The 5082-nt window shown below is 33.0% G+C and carries 8 protein-coding genes; 5 read left to right on the top strand and 3 right to left on the bottom strand.

The window, feature by feature from the left end:
• Positions 1 to 989: cryptochrome/photolyase family protein (locus tag WFK35_RS20480; RefSeq protein ID WP_336734314.1), on the top strand; the 989-nt coding region annotated here is incomplete at its 5' end.
• A 21-nt stretch (positions 990 to 1010) separates the two neighbouring features.
• Here WFK35_RS20480 and WFK35_RS20475 read toward each other — a convergent pair.
• Together WFK35_RS20475 and WFK35_RS20470 are read right to left on the bottom strand one after the other, a co-directional pair.
• Positions 1011 to 1508 carry a hypothetical protein gene (locus tag WFK35_RS20475; protein WP_336734313.1) on the bottom strand — a complete coding sequence of 166 codons (498 nt, stop codon included), beginning with the start codon at positions 1506 to 1508 and terminating at the stop codon, positions 1011 to 1013.
• A gap of 206 nt (positions 1509 to 1714) precedes the next feature.
• A complete protein-coding gene (locus tag WFK35_RS20470) occupies positions 1715 to 2014 on the bottom strand; it encodes a helix-turn-helix domain-containing protein (RefSeq protein WP_214590459.1) in 300 nt (99 codons plus the stop codon).
• A gap of 159 nt (positions 2015 to 2173) precedes the next feature.
• Here WFK35_RS20470 and WFK35_RS20465 point away from each other — a divergent pair, with 159 nt between their 5' ends.
• Both WFK35_RS20465 and WFK35_RS20460 read left to right on the top strand, forming a co-directional pair.
• Positions 2174 to 2398, top strand: a complete 225-nt coding sequence (locus WFK35_RS20465; protein ID WP_214590458.1) for a hypothetical protein — start codon at positions 2174 to 2176, stop codon at positions 2396 to 2398.
• A gap of 92 nt (positions 2399 to 2490) precedes the next feature.
• Complete coding sequence (locus WFK35_RS20460; RefSeq protein WP_336734311.1) at positions 2491 to 2745, top strand: hypothetical protein; 255 nt, start codon at positions 2491 to 2493, stop codon at positions 2743 to 2745.
• A gap of 169 nt (positions 2746 to 2914) precedes the next feature.
• Here WFK35_RS20460 and WFK35_RS20455 read toward each other — a convergent pair whose 3' ends face one another.
• Positions 2915 to 3331: a very short patch repair endonuclease gene (locus tag WFK35_RS20455; protein WP_336734309.1), complete on the bottom strand. Its 417-nt coding sequence runs from the start codon at positions 3329 to 3331 to the stop codon at positions 2915 to 2917.
• A gap of 117 nt (positions 3332 to 3448) precedes the next feature.
• Here WFK35_RS20455 and WFK35_RS20450 point away from each other — a divergent pair, with 117 nt between their 5' ends.
• Positions 3449 to 4513, top strand: coding sequence for a DNA cytosine methyltransferase (locus WFK35_RS20450; protein ID WP_336734306.1), 1065 nt, complete (start codon positions 3449 to 3451; stop codon positions 4511 to 4513).
• A partial coding sequence (locus WFK35_RS20445) for an ATP-binding protein (RefSeq protein ID WP_336734304.1) occupies positions 4503 to 5082 on the top strand: 580 nt, incomplete at its 3' end. The genes WFK35_RS20450 and WFK35_RS20445, both read left to right, overlap by 11 nt.

Raw genomic sequence — 5082 nt, 5'->3', positions numbered from 1 at the left:
GGGATTATGAACCGCAGGCAATAAAAAGAGACGAAGTAATACAGGATCTGCTTAAAAAAAGTGATATTAATTTTCAGGATTTCAAAGATCAGGTGATTTTCGAAAAGGATGAGGTGGTAAAAAATGACGGAAAGCCTTACACTGTTTATACCCCTTATTCAAGAAAATGGAAAGAAAATTTCAAGTCTGTCACCTTCAAAAAAATGGAAGTTGATTTTTCAAAATTTCATCCATATTCGCCTTCCAGATTTTTAACGCTTAAAGATTTAGGTTTTCAGAAAACAGATCTGGAATTTAAAAAACCTTCACTGGAAAAAAAGATTATTGATGATTACAATGAATACAGAGATTTTCCAGCAATGGATCATACAACACGATTAGGAATTGCGCTTCGTTTCGGAACCATTTCCGTAAGAAAATGTGTGGAATTTGCAGAAAAACACAATGAAGTCTGGTTGAATGAACTGATCTGGAGAGAATTTTTTATGCAGATTTTGTATCATTTCCCGAAAGTGGTCAACAATTCTTTTAAAGAAAAATATGACAGGATTAAATGGAGAAATGATGAAAAGGAGTTTAAAAAATGGTGTGAAGGAAAAACTGGTTATCCGATTGTAGACGCGGGAATGAGACAGCTAAACGAAACGGGATTTATGCACAACAGGGTAAGAATGGTTGTTGCAAGTTTTCTTACCAAACATCTTTTAATAGACTGGAGATGGGGAGAAGCGTATTTTGCAGAAAAACTTCTGGACTACGAGTTGTCCTCCAACAACGGAAACTGGCAATGGGCTGCAGGATGCGGCTGCGATGCAGCGCCTTATTTCAGGGTTTTCAATCCTTCGGAGCAGACCAAAAAATTTGATAAAGATTTAAAATACATCAAAACATGGCTTTCTGAAAAAGACATCAATGCAGAACCGATTGTGGAGCATACTTTTGCCAGAAAAAGGGCTTTGGAAGTGTACGGAAATGCGGTAAAAGAGTAGTTGTATATGCTTATCTGATAATTATTTCTGAATTCCTATTTTCTTCAAAGCAGAACTGTTCAGATAGATTTCATCAAAAGACGTAAGCGATTCAATATCTTTAAAGTTTTGGAATGTTTTTTCGTTTTTGTTGAATGAAAGTTCAATTGAAGTGTTGTAAGAAGCTACAATCCTCACGACGGAATAGCCGTTATAGGCAATTTTAAATCCTTTAAAAAGACATTTTTTTTCGGCTTTCTGATAGATTTTGTAATCTTCGAAAGCCTTACTTTCTTCATCGTTTCTTTTTTTGGAATTATGCTCTAGCGCTTTCCACGATTCGTAGTTTCTGGGTTCCTTCAGGATTTCGCCCGAAGAATCTACTGGAACAAACATTCCCAATGTAAGCTCCTTTTTCAAAAGATTGGCGTAATTGTTCATCAGTTTAAGCGTCTGAAGATCTGCATATCCTTCATGCGAATAATACTCGATGACAAAATCCGTCATGGGAATCAGTTTATGAGAAGCATTAATAGTCATATTTGTGATTTTGCGCAACTAACTTTTTAAATTTCAGAGGTGCGAAGATAAATAAATTGTTAAAAAGAGTACAACTAATTTTGCTATAATTAAGTAAAAGAATCAAAGAAGGGATATTTCTCTCATTTACAGAAAAATAAAACCGGAAAGATTATTTGTTTTAATTTTCCGGTTGATGTATTAAGGTAATTAATCTTCTGTGGATATTACATTTCTTTTTGCAGGATCGCAACAATTTGGTCTATTACTTCCTGCTTTTTAGTTTTTTTATGATAAGGTGTTTTCGGTTCAGAAACAATGCTTTCTCTGTTCTTGTCAAAAAGTGCATAAAGATCCAGGTCCGGATGTTTTTCCAGATACCAAACCAGAAAATTGAGTGGAATTGCATTTTTTCCTGAAAAATAAAGCTGAATAGCCTGCGGAGTCATGCCGTATTCTTCGGCTATTTCTCTTAAAGTTTCTCCTTTTGATTTGCTGTACTCGCGTATCTTTTCGTGAATTTTCATATCGAATAATTTCTTCTTTTTAATTTTATTTAATAATTAATTGTTAAAATTTCAATTAATTATTGTTTTTAAATATATAGTTGTATATTTGTTTTATAATTATCTCGGAGAGATAAACACAAAATTACGAAAAAAGGTTAAACAAAAATATTTATTTGTATGAGCAAATTGATATATCCCTATCAGAACACCATCAATGAACGATTTGATTTTATTGATAAATGGTTACCGACGCGCTACACGGGTTCTGTGAACATAATTCTTAAGAAATCCAGAGATCCCGATTACATTAGAAAAGTAAAAAACAGGAAGGTGAATGACGAAGATGTTATTGATGCACTTTACAAAGTTTCGTTGTTCAATAAAGTACAGGTAGAGAATTAGTCGTATATTTGAATTCTGAAAACACAACTGACTGATGAAAAAATATATTTAGCTCCTAAAACGAGCTGTTAATAAAAAAACACACAATTACCATGGAAAATTTCGAGACAGAAGAAATCATTATTACCGAATGCTTTAAATGCGGCAGAAGGTTTGAAAATTATTTCAACGCTTCCCCCTGCTGTACTTCTATTGTTGTAAAAGTAGATGAAAACGGAAACCGCACAACCATTACCTTTCTAAGTTCATTCTCAAAACCCAGATACGAATTGTTTGAAGAATTTTCAGAGTATGAAGATCCTTATACTATGGAAGAGACTGAAAATAATGATGTTTTAGCACAATAATAATACATACCGGTATTTTAATTTACCCGAACCTAACTTTAATATACGATAAGTTTTTTTAGATTTTAATAAAAAGAGTTTGCCCTGAGATTTGGGCAGGCTCTTTTGCTGTTTAGGAGTAAAGGTTATTTTCAAAATTACCTTAACAAAGAGAAAGCAGTATAAAGTACTATTTATTAGAATCAATAATTGAAACTATTTTTTGTATGCACTCATCTAAATATTTCTTCACATCTTTACTCCAAAATCTCAAAACTGTCCACCCATTTTGGATAAGATAACTATTTACTTCCTTATCTCTCTGAATATTTCGTTCAATCTTCTTATGCCAAAACTCGGTATTAGATTTAATTCTGTGCTTTTCAGTCTCCCAGTCTTTGCCATGAAAAAATTCACTGTCAACGAAAATTGCTAACTTGTATTTCTTGAAAGTAAGATCAGGTTTTCCGAATATTGTTTTATTATTCTTTCGATATCGATATCCTAAACTCCATAAGGCTTTTGCCAAACGAACTTCATCTTTAGTTCCTGTTGCTTTAATTGCTCGCATATTTTTTGAGCGTTGTTCTTTAGAATGTTTATCCATTTTAAGCAGATTTAAATATAGAAATGTTAGATAAAAAAGAAAAACAATTGAAATTAATAAAAATTTATTATATTAGTTAAAAATGTATTTTGCGTATTTTTGCATAATTTTTTTGTTATGTCATATAAAAAACTAAAAGCCGTCGATTTTTTCTGCTCTGGCGGCGGAATGAGCTATGGAATGCAGGAGGCTGGGATTCAGATTCTTGCGGGAATTGACGTAGATGAAAGTTGTGAAGAAACATATAGATCCAATATAATAGGGGCAGAATTTATTCCAGCGGATGTTTTTAACTTAACAGAAAAGGAACTTGAAGATAGATTATCATTGAAAAAAAATGATGATGAACTTGTTTTAATCGGTTGTAGTCCATGTCAGTTTTGGAGTATTATTAATACTGATAAGAAAAAATCCAAGAAATCTAAAAACTTACTGAAAGAGTTCAGACGTTTTGTAGAATATTTTAATCCTGGTTATGTAGTTGTTGAAAATGTACCTGGTGTTCTTAGAAAAAAAAGAGCAAGTGGCTTAGCAGGTTTTGTAAGACGATTAAATGAAAGTGGCTACAAAGTTCATTTTGATGTTCACGAAGTGAGTGAATATGGTGTTCCACAACATAGAAAAAGATTCACATTAATTGCTAACCGGGTTAGCTCACAGGAAATAACGCCTATTCCTTTAAAAGGAGAAAAAGTTACTGTTAGAGATGTTATTGGAGAGCATAATGGATTTCCTAAAGTTTCTCATGGTCATAAAGATAATTCTCCATTTTTACATACGGTAGCTGGATTACAAAAAATAAACTTAGATAGGCTTGCCGTAACCCCCAAAAATGGAGGGACGAGATTAGCTTACGTTAATAATGAAGAATTAGCTCCAAAATGCCATAAAGGGAAAACCGACGGCTTTAAAGATGTTTATGGAAGAATGTGGTGGGATAAGCCGTCTCCTACAATAACTACTAAATTTTTTAGCTTATCTAATGGGCGATTTGGACACCCAGAAGAAGATAGAGCTATTTCATTAAGAGAAGGGGCTGTATTACAGTCTTTTCCAAAAGATTATATTTTTAAAACAACAAGTATTGCCAATACCGCAAGGATGATTGGTAATGCTGTACCACCAAAATATGCTACCGCCATAGGCAAAGCAATAATCCAAAATCATAATAATGCAGTTTAGAACAAAAGCCAGAGCCGTAGATTTATTAGGGAAAGGGCAAATTGCCGATTTACCAACTGCAATTACGGAGCTTTGGAAAAATGGTTATGATGCTTATGCAGATAACTTAAGAGCTGATTTGTATAAAGAAGGATATAATGGGCTTTCAAAGTCATATTTTATTATTTCTGACGATGGTAAAGGAATGTCCAGTACTGACATTTTAGACAAATGGTTAGTGCTTGGAACGGATTCAAAATCGAGGGCAGAAGTAGATCAAGAGTCAGAAGATACTTTATGGAAAAGACCTAGGATTAAAGCGGGGGAAAAAGGAATTGGTAGGTTATCAGTAGCATATCTGGGAAATCCAATGTTAATGCTTACAAAGAAAATAGGATATCCTTTACAAGCAATCTACTTTGATTGGAGATTGCTTGAAAATTACAATCTGTTTTTGGACAACATAATTATACCCTTAAAATCTATCGATCATATTAATATGATCAATACTGATTTATCTGATTTAAAAAAAGATTTTTTATCAAATTTTGATGCTGAAAATGCGATTGATGGTAAACCTATTTGGGAGG

This window comes from Chryseobacterium sp. VD8, from assembly GCF_037149975.1.
In the GTDB taxonomy this organism is placed as follows: Bacteria; Bacteroidota; Bacteroidia; order Flavobacteriales; family Weeksellaceae; genus Chryseobacterium; species Chryseobacterium indicum.
The sequence above is the reverse complement of the archived record's forward strand: the minus strand, read 5'-3'. Positions and strand labels throughout refer to the sequence as shown.

Bases quoted from the DNA above. Each gene is read 5' to 3' on its own strand.
- WFK35_RS20475 (WP_336734313.1), bottom strand. From the start codon at position 1,508: ATGACTATTAATGCTTCTCATAAACTGATTCCCATGACGGATTTTGTC.
- WFK35_RS20470 (WP_214590459.1), bottom strand. From the start codon at position 2,014: ATGAAAATTCACGAAAAGATACGCGAGTACAGCAAATCAAAAGGAGAA.
- WFK35_RS20465 (WP_214590458.1), top strand. From the start codon at position 2,174: ATGAGCAAATTGATATATCCCTATCAGAACACCATCAATGAACGATTT.
- WFK35_RS20460 (WP_336734311.1), top strand. From the start codon at position 2,491: ATGGAAAATTTCGAGACAGAAGAAATCATTATTACCGAATGCTTTAAA.
- WFK35_RS20455 (WP_336734309.1), bottom strand. From the start codon at position 3,331: ATGGATAAACATTCTAAAGAACAACGCTCAAAAAATATGCGAGCAATT.
- WFK35_RS20450 (WP_336734306.1), top strand. From the start codon at position 3,449: ATGTCATATAAAAAACTAAAAGCCGTCGATTTTTTCTGCTCTGGCGGC.